This window comes from Saccharicrinis sp. GN24d3, assembly GCF_052400645.1.
GTDB lineage: Bacteria > Bacteroidota > Bacteroidia > Bacteroidales > Marinilabiliaceae > Saccharicrinis.
The window spans coordinates 157178-177468 of sequence record NZ_JBQTGI010000004.1 but is presented as its reverse complement, the minus strand read 5'-3'; the positions used below and the strand labels follow the sequence as shown (position 1 = coordinate 177468).

Annotated in this window: 10 protein-coding genes; 9 read left to right on the top strand and 1 reads right to left on the bottom strand. The window is 38.5% G+C overall.

Features of this window, described 5'->3' with window-relative positions:
• Positions 1 to 4: 4 nt before the first annotated feature.
• Positions 5 to 1183 carry a hypothetical protein gene (locus ACT29I_RS06940; protein ID WP_444793048.1) on the bottom strand — a complete coding sequence of 393 codons (1179 nt, stop codon included), beginning with the start codon at positions 1181 to 1183 and terminating at the stop codon, positions 5 to 7.
• A 451-nt stretch (positions 1184 to 1634) separates the two neighbouring features.
• Between ACT29I_RS06940 and ACT29I_RS06935 the strand changes: the two genes are divergently transcribed.
• The 9 genes from ACT29I_RS06935 (at position 1635) to ACT29I_RS06895 (ending at position 20243) form a co-directional block, all read left to right on the top strand.
• Positions 1635 to 4493 (top strand): glycoside hydrolase family 2 protein, encoded by a 2859-nt coding sequence (locus ACT29I_RS06935; protein WP_444793047.1) that lies wholly within the window; start codon positions 1635 to 1637, stop codon positions 4491 to 4493.
• Positions 4494 to 4498: 5 nt separating this feature from the next.
• On the top strand, positions 4499 to 6148 hold the full coding sequence (locus tag ACT29I_RS06930) for an alpha-L-fucosidase (protein ID WP_444793046.1): 1650 nt from the start codon (positions 4499 to 4501) through the stop codon (positions 6146 to 6148).
• 20 nt (positions 6149 to 6168) lie between these two features.
• Positions 6169 to 7878, top strand: a complete 1710-nt coding sequence (locus ACT29I_RS06925; RefSeq protein ID WP_444793045.1) for a hypothetical protein — start codon at positions 6169 to 6171, stop codon at positions 7876 to 7878.
• A 6-nt stretch (positions 7879 to 7884) separates the two neighbouring features.
• Positions 7885 to 9459: a sulfatase family protein gene (locus ACT29I_RS06920; RefSeq protein WP_444793044.1), complete on the top strand. Its 1575-nt coding sequence runs from the start codon at positions 7885 to 7887 to the stop codon at positions 9457 to 9459.
• A 58-nt stretch (positions 9460 to 9517) separates the two neighbouring features.
• Complete coding sequence (locus tag ACT29I_RS06915; RefSeq protein WP_444793043.1) at positions 9518 to 11488, top strand: hypothetical protein; 1971 nt, start codon at positions 9518 to 9520, stop codon at positions 11486 to 11488.
• Between the two features lie 40 nt (positions 11489 to 11528).
• On the top strand, positions 11529 to 13355 hold the full coding sequence (locus ACT29I_RS06910; protein WP_444793042.1) for a sulfatase-like hydrolase/transferase: 1827 nt from the start codon (positions 11529 to 11531) through the stop codon (positions 13353 to 13355).
• Between the two features lie 10 nt (positions 13356 to 13365).
• Positions 13366 to 14760, top strand: a complete 1395-nt coding sequence (locus ACT29I_RS06905; RefSeq protein WP_430936012.1) for a glycoside hydrolase family 30 protein — start codon at positions 13366 to 13368, stop codon at positions 14758 to 14760.
• Positions 14761 to 14836: 76 nt separating this feature from the next.
• Positions 14837 to 16975: a right-handed parallel beta-helix repeat-containing protein gene (locus tag ACT29I_RS06900; RefSeq protein ID WP_430936014.1), complete on the top strand. Its 2139-nt coding sequence runs from the start codon at positions 14837 to 14839 to the stop codon at positions 16973 to 16975.
• A 64-nt stretch (positions 16976 to 17039) separates the two neighbouring features.
• A complete protein-coding gene (locus tag ACT29I_RS06895; protein WP_444793041.1) occupies positions 17040 to 20243 on the top strand; it encodes a glycoside hydrolase family 2 TIM barrel-domain containing protein in 3204 nt (1067 codons plus the stop codon).
• Positions 20244 to 20291 lie beyond the last annotated feature (48 nt).

Sequence of the window (20291 nt, the reverse complement as noted above, 5' to 3'; positions counted from 1 at the left end):
GACTCTAATTGTTAAATGTTTCCAATTCCACCAATTCGCAACTAACATCAGTTCGTTGTAGTCCACTTACCTCAAATAAGGCATTGAAGGTTTTGGAATTTTTGGGTAATTGTTTTTCAAAGCCTTTTAGCCAGTCTTTATCTGTAAATTTGCGCAAGGTTGCTAATACACCAATGTCATTATTGGATACAAAGTAAAAAGCCATTTTTCCCGATTCTATTGGCTTGTAACTTACCATGGCATATTCTAATTTTCCGTTCTCTTTAAACCGGGTATTATAAATTTTTTCTTCGTTGTTGTTAGCGTATTTAAATCCATCGCGATAAGTAGAAAACATCTTGCTGTTTTTTAAAAACAACGAGTTGGAAATATTCATGGTTTTATACTGACCAATGAAAAGAATATTATTCTCCCGAACATCATCGTAAGTCAGATTGCTTTCTAATTGAAGGTTATAACTGCTTTGGTTTGATATGAACCACTCTGTCAGTATTTTAATACCATAAGGAGCCATTTTTGACATGATGGTATAATCCGTGTTTTTTAAATGAATATCAGGATGCTTTTGATTATAGTTTAGCAAATCTTTATTGTTGTTGATATCGCCATATAGGACGGCGTGTCTTAGTCCATCCTCTAACTTTTGCGTTACTGTAAATTGGTCAGAAACTACAATCAGGTTGTTGGCACCTTTTATAAAATAAGGTTCCCAAAGTATATTAGGTTTTCTTGAGAAATGTAAAATTATAAAGAACAATAAAAGTGAGCCTGCAACAGATAATGTTGCGGTTAATAGTGTTTGTTTTGATATTTTAAAATAAGACTCCTCTTTGTTGATACTGCTCTGATACTCTTTAGACGACAAAAAGCTAAGGTTATACTGGCCTTTTTCTAAATGGAAAACAATATCGTTAATTGGTTTAGCACTTTCATAATATGCAGCCACCTTTTTTCTTAATTTATACATGTACGAACGTACCGTACCATTATTTTTATCTATAGAATAATCAATGCCAAACAAATCTGAACCAATGGTATATTCTTTTAAATCCTCACCCAAAATTGCCTTTTCAACCAGGTATCTTAAAAGACGGGTGTGGGTATTGGAATGAATAAATAAGGCATGTGAACATATTTGTTCAAGTGTTTCGTCGATAGCTTTTTTATTTTGCTCAACCTTCATAAGTCCAAAAATAGCTTTTGTAAGTTACTCTTAAAAATATTGATGCTAAAAAAAATGAAGTCAAATGTTTCAGGGGCTAGATTATTCGGTTTTTATCCCAGCGGGGTGATATGTGTAGAGAAATATAACCACGGTACGAAATGACCCCCTGCTGAATCGAACATCGACGGCAAACACTTATAATGTGTGACTCTGGTTGAGTCGTTTGTGCCTGTATAGAGTTGATTATATAAACGTGAGACGCCTCTGGATTAATCTTGCTGGGAAAAAAAAAGTTTGGTTTATATAATGGTAAGAATATCAGTCTTATATGGTCTTGATTTAACCGTTAAAATCACCGTATCAACTACCGTTTTAAAACCGCAATCCTTTATTAAAAGGCAGAGTGTTAATAAATCTTAATGTATACTTGTAAGAGTAATATCATTTACTATCTGTGAAAATATTCAATATGAAGATTTTAAAAGTTCTATTCGTACTTGTTTTAATATTAAGCAATACATTGGCTTTTGCACAACGCCCGGAGGGTTATCCTGCTAACAACAGGACCAAGCAAAACATCAACCTTAATTGGAAATTCTCCAAGATGCCGAAGCAGGATAAACCCGTGACAGTTGCTTTTGATGACAGTAATTGGGAAACGGTTTGTTTGCCGCATAACCCTGATCCACTTTCATTATGGTTAGATAGCGTTAATTATCGTTGGGAACAAGAAGCATTTATTCGCGACCTTAACTGGTATAGAAAGCAATTATATATCGATCTTACGCAAGAAGAAAAGGCTTTTATTGAATTTGAGGGTGTTCACAACGCAACGGAGCTTTACGTGAACGGAAAGTTTGTAGGGCGTTTTGAGGTGAACGGTTATGTGCCACACCATTTTGATATTACCGATTTTGTGGTATCGGGAAAAGAAAACACAATCGCTGTTCTTGCTGATAATAGTTTTAACCCTACCATTTCTCCTGACCCATATGAGACGGATTATTTAAAGTGGGGTGGGATTTATCGCGATGTGTATCTGGTTAAAACCAATAAGCTGCATGTTAATTTTAATTGGGAAGATTTTGAAGCAGGTGTGCATATTACAACACCAAGTGTAAAAAAGAATAATGGTACAGTTTCGGTAAAAACAACAGTTGTTAATGAGTTTGATGTACAAGTTGATTGCCGTATTGAAACCTTGCTTTTGGATGAACATGGTTACCTGGTTCGAAAGTTAAGTTCAGAGGCCAAGGTGGGAGCTGGACAAACCAAAACATTTCGTCAGACAACGGAAATAGTCGATGAATACCGCTTATGGTCGCCCGATGATCCCTATTTATACCGGGCTGTTTCTGTGATTTATACGGACGGCAAAGCAGTTGATTTTGTAGAGAATAAATTTGGATTCCGTTCTGTGGAATTGGTCGATGGTCAAGGTTTGTTGTTAAACGGAGCGCCATTTTTTATGGTAGGGGTAAACCGTCACCAGAGTTTTCCGCATATTGGGGATGCGGTTCCAAACTCCATGCACTATGAAGCGGCCCTTCGTTATAAAAAAGCTGGAATCAATGCCGTCCGTTTATCACATTACCCTCAGGACGATTCCTTTATTGAGGCTTGTGATGAGTTAGGAATTCTTCTTTACGAAGAACCTGCTACCTGGATTAAATGGAAGGAAGGCGAGTGGATGAACAAGTTGGAGCGATCGCTTCGAATGATGGTTCGTAACCACCGCAATCACCCGTCGATTATCATCTGGGGAGCAGGAATTAACCACCGGGGGCCGGTTCCACAATTAAATAATGCAGCCAAGGAAGAAGACCCATTCAGGTTAACCGCAAGTGCATCTGCGCCATGGAATGGTATTAAAAACGCAGGAGTAACAGATATCTATGCCACCATGGATTACCGCCAGACGGATATGCCTGAGGGTGATTTTTGCATGGTAATGGAGCATGGATTTACCCATAATGGTTTAGGACAACAACATCATATTTCACGCTACAAGAAACGTAAAAACAACATTGGCGCGATACTTTGGGTAGGAGCTGATTACAATCGCTTACAACCCAAGCCAGAATCGTTTGATTATATGACAGATTATGGAATGCAAACGGCTTACCGTATTCCCAGGCCGGAATATTATTGGTATAAATCGGAATTGACAGATGCTCCTTATGTTCATATTGCAGATGAATCGGTTTATAAGAATCGTAAAATTCATGTATATAGCAATGCCAACAAAGTTGCGTTATATGCCGATGATAAGTTAGTTGCTGTTCAAAAAGCCGATAACGACCCATTACGTTTATGGAACGATCATCCATCCTTTACTTTTAACCACAATTGGACAAACGAAACACTTACGGCAAAAGCTATCAGTTTTGGCCAGGAAATTTCGACTCATTCGCGTTTCAAAACTCAAGACCCATATGCATTAAAACTGGCAGTAGATAATCCTGATTTGAAGTTAGTAGCAGGCGGTTCAGACTTAAAAATGATTCGGGCATACGTGGTAGATAAAAATGGAGAAACGGTGACAGACGCTGATGTCAAAGTCCATTTTGAAGCCAAAGGTGCAGGTACGATTATGTATGCAGATAAACATTTTACCCAAAATATGCAGGCATACCATGGGGTGGCTACGGTTTATTTAAAAGGAAATCAAGAAAATGGGGAAATAAAAATAAGGGCAACATCTGGTAAGTTAAAAGCTGCTAATTTATCTCTTACTACCATTCCGTTTGTTGCGGATGAGTTGGCTAAAGCTAAACCTATATATGATTACCCAACTCATAAAATAGATATGCAAACAGAAGGCCAATTAGAGCAGTTTGGATGGAAAATAAAAAATGGGGGAGATACTAAACAGTTTGAATTTGAGGTAGAGGGTTGTAACTTTAAAGTAAGCTCAGAATCGGATTTGGAATGGAGAGAAGGAACCTTTGCTATTTTAGGTGATTTGGCATTTATGGCCTGCGATGGTGTTTTTGCTAAAAAAGGTGAACTTGTTCTTACGATAAAAGATGTACCAAAGGGCAGGTATCGATTAATAACCTATCATCATTCTTTCCAAGATCTAAAAAAGTTATTCCCATATCATATGAAGGTTGAATTGAATGATGCTAATGGAGTTTTTGACTATGTATCTGACGATGCGGCAGTAGGTATTCAGGATGGAAAAGATATCGGTGAACGTAAACCTATCTCTGTTACCAATTATATTGAAAGCGATGGGGTGAATCCTATTGTTATCAAGTTTGAAACAGATAACAAAGGTGCGGAAACCTGGTTAAATGGACTGGAGTTTAAGCGAATTAAGTGAACGCTATGAATAAACGAATCTACAGTTTGTTATGGTTAGTATTGTCTTTGCTATGGGTAACATGCACTTCAACAAACAATGAAGTTAAAACAAAAGAGAAATTAACTGCTCCATACGAAGCTAACTGGGAGTCATTACGTAAGCACCAAACCCCGGAATGGGCACTCGATGCTAAATTTGGAATTTATGCCAGTTGGGGAGCTTATACTCAAGTAGGGGCATGGAAAGATGTTAACAATATCAATTGGGGTAATTATTATATTACACCCTACCACGGTTTCTATCACTCTGATCCCGATGAGCCTCGTCGCAAGGCATTTGAAAAACGTTATGGTTCAGTTTTAGAAGGCAATGGTTATAAACGATTGTGTGAGGACTTTTCAGTAGAAGGTTTCGATCCTGTTGCTTGGGCAGCTTTGGTGAAAAAGTCGGGAGCTAAATATGCCGGTATTTGTACTATTCATCATGATGGTTATGCCATGTGGGATTCCGAAGTCACACCTCACTGCGCTGGTAAAACAGGTCCTAAACGCGATATTTTAGGTGAAATACTTGGTGAAATTAAAAAGCAAGGATTAAAGACTATTGCCACTTTTCATCATGCACGTACTTATCACCAGTTTACTAAACATCAAAACAATTTAAGAAAAGAAGGAATGAATGGTGCGGATCTATTAGATCCTAACATGGAAGATTATTATTGGTTTTTAGGAGGTAAAGAGCGTTTTATTAAAAATAGAAAGGCTCTTACAACCGAAGTAATTGATAAATATAAACCTGATATTTTATGGTTTGATGGATTTTCGGGTGGTGGAGATGACTTTGGTACAGAGGAGATTTTGGCGCATTATTTTAATATGGGTTTGAAAGAGCACAAAGATGTCTGCGTTCATAATAAAGGAAACTTCGGAACCAACTTTGGTATTTATTCCTACGAAAACGGTGCACATCGTCCAGGTTTTGTGGATTGGCCTTGGGAAGATGATACTCCAGCGGCTGTAGTGTGGTGCGATTGGCCTTGGTGGTATGGTATTGAGTATAAAAAGCCTCGTGATATTGTGGTGCGTTTGGCCGATTTGGTGGCGCGTAATGGAGGTTTGTTGTTGTCTTTGAACCCTCGTCCTGATGGTTCTTTTGATCAGGCTCAGATTGATTTATTAGAAGGAATTGGAAGCTGGCTAAACGTTAATGGTGAAGCTATTTATGGAACCCGACCTTGGGTCGTTTACGCTGAGGGGCATGTGGAACCTTTGTTTTATCAGGATGCAAACTGTCCTATCAAGCATCATACTGCATATGGCAAAGAGGCTCGACCAATTCAGCCCGATACTAAAAAGTTTGATGCTTCTGATATTCGATTTACAGCCAGAGAGAATACTTTATGTACCATTCAATTGGATATACCTAGAGGTGGCAAAACAGTCGTTAAATCTTTAGGTACTGCAACGGCTGTTTCCGATAAAAATGAAATTAAGTCTATTGAGTTAATGGGCTATGGGAGAGTTGACTTTACCAGAGAAAATAGCCAATTGGTGATTGAATTACCAAAGCAACTGCCAAACAATTGGGCTTTAGCTTTTAAAATAGAAGTAAAAGGAAAATGGAAACAGCGTGTGTTAGAGGGAAAGAATAAAATAATTCCAATGCAATCGTAAGTAACTAGAAATACAAAATTATGGAACTGGCTAAATATATATTAATTACTTTTTTGACAATTTTATTATATGGTTGCCAAACAAAAAGTGATGTTGCAGAAGAAACCAGCACTCGTTATCCCATCCTTTTTAACATGGTTCACCATAATCCCGGAGAACCAAGGTTCAATACAAAATATACCGAGCCTGCTTATATTATGGAATTAGGCTACAACGGACAAGTTCCCAAGTTTGAAATTCAGTGTGCTGTAACATACGACGGCTATGAAGACAACCTTGTTACTGATAACACGCCCGAAAAAATGTGGATTGAGCGTAAAGCTGCCGACATTAGAATTATGCTCGAAAATGCAAAACGTGCCGGAATGCCTATGTACCCATTTATGGATGTATGTGTTGTCCCTCACTCGGTAATGGAGAAGTATGGTGATGAAATGAAAAAAAATGGCCACCTGTCCATTCAAAAAGCCAAAACAAAAGAGATTTTAAAGGCACAGATAGCTGAAATATTCGCGAAGTTCCCGGAATTAGGTGGGTTAACTATACGATTTGGAGAAACCTACTTACATGATACGCCTTTCCATGTAGGTGATAGACCTGTTCGTTCTCCTGAAGACCATGTTACTATTCTAAACTTATTAAGAGAAGAAGTATGTGTGAAAAGAAACAAGAAACTGTTTTACAGAACATGGGACTGGGGAAAAATTAAAAGGAAGTTTCATCTTGATCCTGAGATATATTTACAAATAACAAACGCCATAGCGCCACATGAGAACTTGTATTTTTCTGTCAAACATGTTCACGGCGACTTCTTAAGAGGACTACCTTTTAATAAAACCTTAGGTATTGGCAAACATCAACAAATTGTAGAGGTATCCATGAACCAGGCAGGAATGTACGGTAGAAATGCACATCCATACTACATTGGTCAAGGAATAATAGAAGGCTGGCCTGAAATGGAACAGAAAAAAGGCTTACGTGATTTGTATGGTGACCTACAGGTTAAAGGTGTTTGGACATGGACATGGGGCGATGGTTGGTTTGGACCTTACTTTGGAAATGAATTCTGGATGGATCTAAACGAATATGTTATTCGCCAATATACTTTAAATCCTCAAATAACAGAAGAAGAGCTTTTTAATGAGTATGCTACTAATACCTTAAAAATGTCGTCTGAAAACATCACCAAATTACGTGAGTTATGCTTGTTGTCGGTAGATGCTGTGTTTAAAGGACAAGCAACAGCTTTGCAGCACATGGCACCCTGGTGGATTCGCGACCATTTTTTCTCGGCGCAAGATATGTCCATTTATGTAAAGAAAGGTTTAGCCGAGAAAGTATTGGCCGAGAAAAAGGAAAATCTGCTTACCTGGTATAAAATGGAGAAAATTGCGCAAAGTATTTCTCTACCAAACAAAGACGACGAAGAGTTTTTAAAGGTTTCCACTACTTATGGTCGCATAAAATACGAATTAATAGAATTGATTTTTCGCACGCAAATCATGTTTGCTCAAATGGAGTTAGAAGGTAAAGCCTTCGATAGACAGGAAGCAAAAAATATATTGGAAACTTACAGCAATAAATGGGAAGAATGGATGATGCTTAAGAAGGAAAATTCTTGCTGCCCGACACTTTATGTCGATTATGAATCAGATCATTGTCAGGGTAATGAACCGTTTAATGTTTCTATTAAGAAATTGGAGAGCTTGCTAAAAGCAAATAAAAATTAGATAATTATGAAAAGCATTATTTTGTTATGTCTTTTGATTTGCTCGGCACTTCTCTTTGCACACGAAGACAATAAAAAGCCGAATATTATTTTTATTATGTCTGATGACCATGCTGCCCATGCCATTGGTGCATATGGCGGTCGGTTTGCCAATTTAAACGTAACGCCTAATCTCGATAAGTTAGCCTCGGAAGGTATGCTTTTCGAAAATGTATTTTGTAACAATTCTATTTGTACACCAAGCCGGGCGTCAATTATCACAGGACAGTACCCGCAAACCAATGGTGTTTTAGATTTAGACCACAAGCTCGACACCGATAAGCAATACCTTCCCATGGAACTAAAAAAGTTGGGCTATAGCACTGCCATATTCGGGAAGTGGCACTTAAAAAACGAACCCCTTAATTTTGATTTTTACAAAGTTTTACCCAGTCAGGGACGCTATACCAATCCTATTTTTAATGAAAAAGGCAAAGGCAATTGGCCCCAAAATAAAGTTGAAAACGAGGGGCATTCCAGCGATATTATTACCAATTCGGTTATTGAACACATAAAAAACAGGGACAAATCGAAGCCATTTTTTGTAATGCATCATTTTAAAGCGCCACATGGTCTTTTCGAATATGCCCCACGCTACAGCAATTTTTTGGCAAATACTGAAATACCGGAACCGGCAAGCATGTATTATCAACCCAACTGGGGCTCGGAAGGCACACGTGGCATAAACGATTCATTACGAAATTATATTGGTTCTTCTGTTTCGACTAGGAACAAGTATATTAGTTACTACAATATTATTTTCGACGATGAAACTTCGTTAAATGAGTCGGCACACAAAGCCTACCAACACTACCTAAAAGGTTATTTGCGCCTGGTAAAAGGGATTGACGATAATGTGGGGCGTTTAATTGATTTCCTGAAAAAAGAAGGTTTGTACGAGAACACTATTATCGTTTATACCAGCGATCAGGGTATGATGCTTGGCGAACATGACTTTCAAGACAAAAGATGGATGTACGAAGAGTCGATGCGTATGCCGTTTATTATGTATTACCCCAAAAAGATAAAAGCGGGCGGAAAAACGGATTTGTTAGTTAACAATACCGATTTTGCTCCAACTTTAATAGACTTGGTTGGCGGGAAAGTTCCCAAATATATGCAAGGACATAACTTCGTAAAAACCCTGGAAGGTAAAGAAGAACCAAATTGGCGAACAGCAACTTATTACCGTTACTGGATGCACATTATTCACCATTATGTTCCGGCACATTTTGGTATTCGCACCACAAGTTACAAGCTAATGTTTTTTTACGGTAAGCACTATTTACCCGAATCAGAACACGAGGGGCATTATTGGAAGAAGAATTATCAAGGCGAAGAGCTTGAAACACCCCACACCTGGGAGTTTTACGATTTAAAAAACGACCCACAGGAATTACATAATCGCTACAACGACCCTGCTTGTAAAGAATTAATTGCCGAGCTGAAGATAGAACTCAAAAGGCAAAGAAAGGAACTGAATGAGACGGATGAGAACTATCCTGAGATTCAGACTATAATTGAAAAGCATTGGAATGATTAAACACTCATAGTCGGGGCGCGACATAGCGTTGCACCCCGACTGAGAAATTATAGAAATTATGAAAACTAAAATACTTTTATTAACACTGGGATTATTGTCAAACCTGATAATATACGCCCAAATAGAATACCACGTATCGCCAGATGCAGGTAAAAACGGGAAAGGTACACTCGAAGCTCCTTTTAATTCAATAGAGGCAGCTAAGCAAAAAGTTGCAAAGGTGAATAAGAATATGCAGCAGGATATTGTGGTGTATTTGCATGGTGGCACATACCAGTTAACCAGCCCAATTATGTTTAAAGAGAAAGATTCGGGAACAAATGGGCATTCAATAATGTATAAAGCTTATAAAAATGAAGTTCCCCTTATTAGTGGCGGTGAAAAAGTTACAGGCTGGGAACAGGTAAGTGGTAACATTTATAAGGCTAAGCTGAACAGGGAAAGTAAACTGCGAACCTTATTCGTTAACGGGCAACGAATGCGTATGGCTGGTACCGAAGAACCAATAAAAGGATTTGGTCAGTGGGGAAATTTTGAAGTTAAAGGAACTGAAAGCTGGGCTTTTGATGGACGCTCTTCAATGGATGGAGTTAAATTTAAAACAGAGGATGTTGCTGCATTTAAGAATGCTGAGGATGTAGAACTGGTACAGTGTAATGTTTGGACAGAGAAGATATACTGCATTAGGGAGGCACAACAGATTGGAGATACCACAATTTTAAAATTACAGCAACCCTATGGAGCAATTGCCACCACAATGGGATGGGCTGCGAAAATCAAGCCTGCTAGTAAGTTTGTGGTCAGGAATGCGCAAGAGTTACTAAACACGCCTGGTGAATTTTATTTTAATAGAAAAACCCAAACCCTTTATTTTTATAGCAATGGCGAAGACATGTCTACAGCCCAAGTAATTGCTCCCTTATCTGATGGTTTAATCCGTATTGAAGGAACATCAACCGAGTCGAGGGTAAGAAGTATTCGATTTGAAGGCATTGATTTTTCTTACGACCATTGGAACTTAATGGAGATAGAAGGCTCGCACGCATTTGCCGGTGTTCAAAGTAGTGGATTGGCTATACAATATATTTCTGATGGGAATTGGCATCGTACAGAATACAACTGTACAAGTGTACCTCGTGGAACCGTCGAAATTAAAAATGCTGAAAACATTACCTTCGATAAGAATAGTTTTGAGCGATTAAGTTCGGCCATCGCTATTAATTTGGTAAATGATGTAAAAAACTGCAAAGTCAATGGTAATTATTTTTACGACTTATTGGGGAATTCTGTCAATGTAGGTCATCCGCAGCATTATAAAATTGGCGATGGTCATTTATTTTCCCCTGATGTTGAAGGGATTTGCGAAAATATACATATCACAAATAATTACATTCGAAATGTATGTCTTGATTTCCGTCAACTTGAAGGTATAACAGCCTTTTTTGTAGCCAATGTAAAGATTGATCATAATGATATTGCAGGTATGCCTTATGGTGCTATCACGATGGGTTGGTGGTGGGGTAACTCAGGCCTTCCGCCTTCAAAAGTAGCCAAAAACAATTCTATGAGTTTTAACAAGGCTGGCGATACGCACCGTGTACTTAAGGATGGCGGTATTATCTATACATTGGGTGAACAACCTGGTAGCGTAATTGAAGGGAATTACCTTTACAAGGGGCGCCGTTGTATATACCCTGACGATGGTTCGGCGTATTGGACAATTAAACGCAATGTAATCGATAACCGTATTCCCGGTGAAAAGAACATCATTTGGTTACATATTTGGCGCGATAACTGCCACGACTTAGTGGTGCAAGACAATTTCGTAAAAAGCAATAACATAAAGGATAACGGAAAGAATACGACGATTGAAAATACGCATCATTTTATGACATCGGATTTTTCAGAAGAGGCTAAAGAAATCATGAAGTTGGCTGGAATTCAGGACGAGTACAAGAATATTGTGCCTAAAAAGGAACCTAAAAGAATTGAGCTTTATCCCAATGATTTTAAAGATACTGACCATTAAAGTAGTGAATCAATTAAAGAAACGAAATAAACCACAACACATGAAAACGATAAAAATATTATTTTTTATTCTAAGTTTTTCTTTCGCAGGAAAAGCTTTGGCACAGCAACCCAATGTACTATATATCCTTACCGACGATCACCGTTACGATGCGGTTCGCGCTTTTAACAAAATGCTCACAGGTAATGAAATGAGTGAATTAGGTTATGTAGAGTCCCCACAAATCGACAAGCTGACCGAAATGGGAACGACCTTTATCAATACCTATTGTCAAGCCCAAGGTTGCGCTCCATCTCGTGCATCCATGCACTATGGACGTTATCCTTTCCGTTCGGGGATTTACGAGTTTGAGTACCATAATAATACACTGAAACATTCCCGTCCTACCTTGCCAGAGCAAATGGTAAATTTAGGGTATCAAACCTTTCATGTAGGTAAATTGGGTGTGCGTATCAAAACGTTGGAGAATGGTAAAACAAAGTCATATCCAATTTATCAAACCGATATTGATTTTAGAACCCTGGCACGCGAAAATTTAACGGCCTGGGGCAAAGACTGGATAAGTGAAATTGACGGTAAAAAGCTGGAGAAACCACTTCAAAACGTAAATTTCTTCGTGAATGCTGAGGGTAAGCGAGAATACCTGGCTACCGAAATTGAAGATTTGGGATTCCAGGAGAAAGGAATAGCAGAAGGTGCTGTAAAAAAATATGATTTGTTGCGTAAGATTAAAGGTAAGAAAAAAGCCACCTTCGACATAGGAATGATCATTGGTGGTGTAAGTTCTCGTGAAGCGGGTAAAACCCGCGATGGTTATTATACATCGGTTTTTCAGGATTACCTGAAAAATGCAAATAAGCCATTTGAAGTTGGTTCACTAAGCTACGATGGCGTTAACTCTTCAAAACCTGTTTTTATTCATCTGGGATATGATTTTCCACATACACCAGTACTTCCTCCTGCCGATTACCGTGAGCGTTTTAAAAAGCACAGTTATAAAGTTCCTGAACTTAGTGATACAGAATATGCAGAAATGGCCAGGCAAATGAAAACAGTCGTTGACAGGAATTTTACAGATAATTATTCCGATGAGGATAAACAAACTATGATTCAGGACTACTTTGCTTTTTGTGCCTATGGCGATAAGTTAGTGGGAGATGCGGTAGATGAATTTATTAAATATAGTGAAGCGCAGAAACAAGAATGGATGGTGATTTATGTGCATGGCGACCATGGATGGAAGTTGAATGAACATGGAGCTATTTCAAAATTTACACCTTGGGATATTGATAGTCATAATCCCATTGTTGTGGTGTCATCGGATAAAAAGCTATTCCCTGCAGGCAAGGTGGTGCGCGAGTTTACTGAGTTTGTGGATGTGGCTCCAACCGCATTGGCAGCAGCTGGAGCTAAGTTAAAAAGTGACGAATACAGTTATTTGGATGGCCTGGATTTGGCAAAGGTTGTTAATGGAAAAGCACCAGTTAGAGATTATGTAATTGGCGAAAGCCACGCTGTTACTGGCCCGCGTGCTTTTATTCGTACCAAAGACTACGTTTTTTCTATACAAACCCGTCCCAACACCAAGCATGGTGGAGATATGAAGTGGGCTTTAAATGCGGATTACAAAGACCTGGATCCTGCCTTGTATGATATGAGCAAAGATCCTCAAGAAGTGAATAATGTGGCTTTTGACAAGAAATACAAGGCTATTGCCGAAGCCATAAAAAACAAACTTCTCAACATTGTTCTTGGAGATAATCGGGTAGAGGTAAACTGGGAAAAATGGGGAAGTGGAACAGAAGTTTTCTATAGCAATTTTGCTCCTGGAGCTCACGATTATAAATTGAAATTACCTAAAAAATAAAAATCACATCATGATAAAGAACTTTACAAAAGCAATTCTGGCAAGCTTAATATTAACAAGCAGTCTTGCAATTGCGCAGAAACCTGAAATTAAGGTATACGCTGTACAACTTGAAAATGGGAAAGCTAATCCATTGGTAGAAGTAGCACAAGAGAATATTGACCCTAAAATCGGGTGGAAAAACTTGATTTATCTTCAACCGGAAATGACTTTTCAGACCATTGAAGGGATTGGGGGAGCATTTAATGAAATAGGTGGAGAAGCGCTATTGAGCCTGAGCAAAAAGAAGCAAAAAGAAGTAATGGAAAACATGTTTGCTGGCGAAAAAGCAGGTTTTACTTTTTGTCGTACCGCTATTGGTGCCAGTGATTTTGGTATTGATGCTTATAGTTTTTCAGAAGTCGCTGATGATTATGAAATGAAGCATTTTTCTATAGATCGTGATAAAAAATATGTGTTGCCCTACATTAAAAGTGCATTTGCCATTAACCCGGAACTTACTTTGTTTGGTTCTCCATGGAGCCCTCCGGGATGGATGAAAGAAAGCGGTCATATGGTAGGTTTAAAAGAACCTAATAATAATTTAAAACTAGATGATAAAACCTTAAGCGCTTATGCAAAATACTTTGTAAAATATCTTCAAGCGTATGAAAAAGAAGGCGTAAGAGTTGACCGTATCTGCATCCAAAATGAAAATGATGCCAATACGAAATATCCAAGTTGTACTTTCCCTGCTAAGGACATGGTATCATTTGCAAACAAATATTTGATTCCAGCATTTGAAAAAAACAACATTAAAGCAGAGGTTTACGCCGGAACATTACGTACAGCAGAAAAAATGGATTTAATGGACTTTATGATGGCTGAAGGAAAAGAAAACCTGGCTGGTGTAGGTATTCAATACACAGATACGCGTTTCCTTGGAGATGCAAGAGCTATGATGCCTGAATTGAAACTCTTCCATACCGAAGGACATTGTTATAACGGTAAAAACTCCGTTGAGCAGGCTGAAGATAGGTTAGAAGAAATAGCAGGTTACATTAATGCTGGATGTACAGCATTCACCTATTGGAACATGATATTGAACGAAACCACTGAAAGTGGTTGGGAATGGACTCAGAACTCGTTGATTAATATCGATCGAAAAACAGGTGAAATTACCTACAATCCAGACTACAATGCCTTGTATATCATCAGTAAGTTTGTAAAACCGGGTGATGTTAGAATTGCTTGTGTACAAAGAGGTAAAGAACCTCTAATTGCCGTAAAATCTCCGGATGGCAGCATCAAAGTTATTTTCCAAAACACCCATGCGCAAGACAAAAGTTTTGAAGTGGTGCTGGGCGAAAAGAAATTAAAGGTTAAAGCTTTGGCAAAATCGATTTGTGCTTTAGTGTTAGAATAAAAAGATGGGTATATTCCTTAACCGTTAACAATCGGTTATTTAAGCAAGTTGTATTTCAAGCTTTTAAATAAAAAATATGTTACATAATATAAAAAAATACCTCTTAGTTCTTCTGCTTATTTTGCCAATATTTGCTAATGCTGAGGACTACAACATTACAGGTTACTTTACGCATGTTTATGCCCGCGAACATGTCACCGATATGCCACGTGCCTTTTTCATGCTCATTGAGGCCGATGGAACAATTACACCGATGTACTTCCATCGTTATTCGAGTAAAAACACAGGCGATTTAGGCAAGTGGAAGTTTGACCCGCGCGATTACCTGGGTAAAACGGTTAGCATGGATTTTGAGGGAACGCCAGAGAATAATAATAACGAGTACCCAATTTATGAGGGTGAAAATTTGGTTTTGATACCCAAAGTAAGTGTGGAAATTATTAACAGTTTAACGGTTGTAGCTTCAGATATTACAGTAGATGAACAATACCAATATCCGCAAACGGATACTTTATTGATTCCACACGATGTATTGATTGCTGAAGAACACTATTCTGATAAAAATCCAACAGAAGTGGTAAAGCTTACCGATTATGTTCAAGGAAACGGAACCGAAGCTTCTCCTTATACTTCTCCCGATGGATTTGCAGGTTTAAAAGCTGCTATTGCCGATTTGCCAAATGGAGGAACCATAGAAGCAGTCTCCGGAGTGTACAAGGCTACTTCCAAAAATTTAACTATCCCACGTTTCGTCTCTATTAAAGGAGTAGGCGAAACCAAGCCTTACTTTATTTTGGCAAATGAGCGGATGTGGTATTTAAAAGGCAGCAACACCCTTGATTTTATTGATGTGGATGTAACGCAAATTAATCGTACATATACCCACGAGGTAATCTCTATCCATAACAATGCACGTGATGTAACCATTAAAAACTCAAAGTTTATTGGCAATTATGCTGTTGACCCAGTCACTTATAAGGAATCGGGTAATGTAGTGATGTTTAGAATGTATAGCCACCTTAATAATATTACATTCGAGGCGGATACAATCATCGCACCTTTAAGAGGAATTGTATGTAAAGGTCAGCGTAATCAGCATAACATTACGATTAAGGATTGTGTTTTTAAAGACCAAGCCCAAATGAGTATAAGTTTCGATCAGAGTTCGAATATTAGCAATGTAGTGCTTGAAAACAACAAATTTCTTGAATTCAGCCATTTTGGGGTAGCCTTTGCCAGGATAAATGATGTGACCATTCGAAATAACACATTTTATAGCCAAAATAAACTCGCTTTTAATACTTATAACCAGGCTTTGCACATCGAAGAGCATTGCCAGAACTTTGTCATCGAAAACAACGACATTGATGTTGAATTGCGCACAGCAGGATATGACAATGACCCAAATACCAAAGAGCGTAGCCCTGGTATTCTTGTTACCGATAGCCGCCAATTTACAGTAAATAATAACCGTCTGAAAAATGCGGATATCGTGTTTATTGGTGTTCAAAGTCGACTTATCGGACACTCAAATATATTTGATAATACAGTGGACAACGGTGGATTTAAATTACGTGAATCCGTAAGTAACATGACGATTAGCAATAATGAAATTAGCAATTCTCCGGAATATGCGTTTTACCTCTATAGCACTATTCCTATGGCCTACCCTTTTGGCGAGCATAAAATTGAATCAAATACGATTACTGCTTTGGAAGATGCGCAGGCTTTTTATTTAAACGGCCAAATTAAAGGATTAAGTGTTACAAATAATACTTTTCGCGGCTGCTCGCAAAATTCAAGTTCCCTCAATATTTCCGATAACTCTCAAAATATAAGTTTTGAAGGTAATACCTTTTTCGGCCGAACCGCGTCTAATACCTTTAGTGTGAATGGTGTTTTGCCTTCCGGAATATCTCTGTCAACAATAAAAAGTGGAAATAAGTACTTTGCTGACTGTACAGACACGAGTATTGGTTTGGGAAATAGACATGACTATGCAGGTATCTTTCCTAATCCAATTAAAGCAGGGGAATTACTTTCTTTTAACAATTCAGCTCAAATCACGCAATATGAAATTTTTCGTTTAAACGGAACTTCAATCGCAAAAGGGGAAGGTGTCAACTTGGATACATCGAATTTGAAACCTAGTGTTTATTTAATACAACTGAAAAATGGAAATTCGATTTCTGCATATAAATTGGTGGTGCAGTAATTTAAGATCTAATCAGTTTCAACTATTCTAATCGCCTCAACTTTTCAAATAAAACAAAAACAATATGCCCAATTATAAGAATTACATACTGTCTCTTCTCCTTTTATTTATTACTCAGCTAATACATGCCCAAGAATTTTGGAAAGATAAACAGGTGTACACCGTGGGAACAGAGCCACATGCCTGTACGCATCATATTTATTCAGACGTTGCATCTGCCATTAAAGGAGATTATGAAGCATCTCCTTATTATAAAAGCCTGGCAGGCGATTGGAAATTTAATTGGGCCGAAACGGTAGCAGATAAACCCGAAGGTTTTCAACTGCCTACCTTTAATGTTGATGATTGGAAGACAATACCTGTTCCGGCTTGTTGGGAGCGGCATGGTTATGGGGTTCCCTCGCATCGTGGACTTGGAATGTTGGTACGAGATGAAAAAATTAAAATCCCTGCAGTACCTGAAAACGATAACCATGTGGGAAGTTACCGTACCACTTTTGAGATTCCTGGGACTTGGAAAGGCCGTCAAACTTTGCTTCATTTTAATGGTGTTTCAAGTGCTTTTTATCTTTGGATAAATGGAGCTTTGGTGGGCTACGATGAAGATGCCATGACCAGCTCAGTTTTTGATATTACACCATTTTTAAAGGAAGGTGAAAACACTATGGCTGTACAAGTCTATCGCTGGACAACGGGTAGCTATCTGGAATCGGGAGATACATGGACTTTTAGCGGAATCTTTAGAGATGTATTTTTACAAAGCCGCCCGAATGTACAAATCAAAGACTTTTTCCTGACTTCAGATTTGGATGAGAGCTACACCGATGCGGAATTTAATGCGAAGATTAAATTAAACAACTTTAGCGAGTCCGTTCCTAAGAATTACTCGGTAGCGGTTGATATATTTGATGCTTCAGGAAAGCTGGTTTCGGAATCGGGTGCTAAAAGTCCGAAAGTGGGATGGCGTATGGGTAACCTAGGTGCAGAAACCATTCTGGAATATTCTACTACATTGAAAAGTCCAAAACTCTGGTCGGCTGAGTTCCCTAACCTGTATACTGTAGTAATGACACTTAAAAATGCAAAGGGAGAAACGATAGAGGTAACTCAAAGTAAATTTGGTTTCCGCGAAATTGAAATGAAGGATTTACAAGTTCACATCAATGGAAAACCGATAAAAATCAAAGGCGCTAACCGTGGTGAATCGCATCCTGAAACAGGAAAAACCTTAAGTGAGGAATCCATGATTCAGGATATCCTCTTGATGAAGCAAAACAATTTCAATGCGGTACGTTCCAGTCATCACCCCAACGACCCAAGATGGTATGCATTATGCGACAAATACGGATTGTATGTGATGGACGAAGCATTGGAATCTCCTGATTATTTTATACGAGGAAACGGCTTGCCGGGGAGTGATATTAGTTGGATGGGAGCTGCATTGGATCGAGCTGTTGCCATGGTTGAACGTTCCAAAAATCACCCTTCCATTATTTTTTGGTCGCTCGGAAATGAATCGGGCTTTGGGCAAAATTTTGCCTTAATGAGCGATTACATCCGTCGATTCGACCCAACGCGTTTAATTTCGTACGATGGCAGAGAGACGGATTGTTGGGATGTGAAGGATTATTTTGATATGAACAGCTCGATGTATCCGTTTATTGAAGACGATCCCGAACAAAAGCATTGGAAATTGCTCAGCTTTTGGGCAGACCCCAAATACAACAAACCCTACATCATGATTGAGTATGCCCATGCCCAGGGGAATTCATTGGGTAACTTTGCCGAATACTGGAGAGTGGTGGATAGGAACCCTTCGTTTGTAGGTGGTTACATATGGGATTGGGTAAATCAAACCTACAATACCAAAATGCCCGACGGTAGGATACGTCAAAGTCATAAGTTAGATTACCATAAAGTAGATACAATGCCTGTTAACAAGAACTTTTCGAAGTTCGATTATACAGGTAACGAGTGCGCAAAGGGGGCGATATTTGCCGATCGCTCAGAGAAACCATTCATGCCTGAGATTAAGAAAGCACAGCAGTATATCTCGATTACTGCCGATGAAAGCAGGAATAGCGTTTTTCATGTGAAAAACAAATACTACTTCACAAATCTAAATGACTTTGAAGGAACCTGGGTATTGCTTAAAAACGGAAAGAATGTAAAGAATGGAATCATCCCTGTTCTAAACTTAAAACCTGATGAAACCGGTAGTTTTGAAGTCTCAATTCCCAAGATGGAAAAAGGAGCCGAATATGCCATTGATTTTAGCTATCGTTTGAAAGAAGCAAAACTCTGGGCGGAAACTGGTCATGAAGTTGCGAAAGAACAAATCGTTCTTCAAAACTGGACGCCTTCAGAAATGCAAAACAAAGGGAAAGTTACGCTGACCGATAACACAAATACCATGAAGGTGGAAGGAAAAGGATTTGTTGTAAGTTTTAACAAATCAACCGGAACAATACAATCTATTTTGGTTGCTAAAAAAGAACTGATTGCTCAAACCGGTGAAGTAACTGGACCAAGACTAAATGTCTATCGTTCACCCGTTGAGAACGACAATAAACATTACAAGATGAGCTGGCTTAAAGCTTCATTAAATGACTTAAAGGAGAAAACCAATTCGGTTAAAGCTTCGCAACTAGACGAGTCAACAGTTAGTATTACCATTATTAAGGAATTGGCTTCGGATTCGGGTAGTTTCAAACATGAATGTATATACGAGATAAGTGGCAATGGAAACATCAAAATCGACAATAAAGTAAAAACATCAGGCTTTTCTGACCTGCATGCTTTACCAAGAGTCGGTTTGAAATTAGGTTTAGCGGAAGGTTTGGAGAATGTAGAATGGTACGGACGTGGTCCTCAAGAAAACTATCCTGACAGAAACGAATCGGCTCATTTAGGAATCTATCAATCCACCGCCACCGATTTATTTGTACCTTATGTGGTACCTCAGGAATGCGGTGGACGTTCGGATACACGTTGGTTGAATCTTCGATTTAAAGACAGTAAAAAAACAGCGCTCACCATCGAATCAGACAAACCATTCCAATTTTCGGCATTGCATTACGATGCGAAGGATATGGATAATGCCAGTCGACCTGAATTCATGACTAGTCGAAAAGAAACTGTTTTAAGTATCGACTCGGAAATGTTAGGGCTTGGAAATGCAAGTTGCGGCCCACCACCCTTAAATAAGTATTTACTTCCTGTAAAAGATTATGCGTTTAGCTTTACTATAAATGTAATGGGAAAGTAGTGAGTTTAGTAAAATTATAACCTCTCATTAAATGGCTCTTCCCTTTGC